This is a genomic window from Bacillus sp. L75 (genome assembly GCF_003676355.1).
Classification (GTDB): Bacteria; Bacillota; Bacilli; order Bacillales; family Bacillaceae; genus Bacillus; species Bacillus velezensis.
In genome coordinates this window covers 1-265 of the sequence record NZ_ML064980.1, presented here as the reverse complement: position 1 = coordinate 265, position 265 = coordinate 1, and the positions used below count along the sequence as shown (strand labels likewise).

Here is a 265-nt window from a genome sequence, read left to right as displayed (position 1 = left end):
GACAGATTCCCTATTAAATCCGCAACTGGAATTATCTTATATTGAGTGTCCATCATTTAACCTCAGCAGAGTGTTTATCATCTCTACGTCTGCTTAATAGGGTTTTTATCTCACCTATACCGTTATTAACATCGTTGAATGATTTTTCAGTGCTTTGAATGTGTTGGTGTAATTTTTCGCCGTGATCGTCAATTGTTCGCTCGTTCTTATCGACTTTATTTAGCTTTGAAGAGTTATAAATATTAAAGAATATAGCTACTAACCC

At 34.7% G+C, this 265-nt stretch carries 1 protein-coding gene; it reads right to left on the bottom strand.

Annotated features, from left to right (window positions below):
- Window positions 1–52: 52 nt before the first annotated feature.
- The coding region (locus D5S11_RS20135) for a hypothetical protein (protein WP_206504742.1) at window positions 53–265 on the bottom strand (213 nt) is incomplete at its 5' end.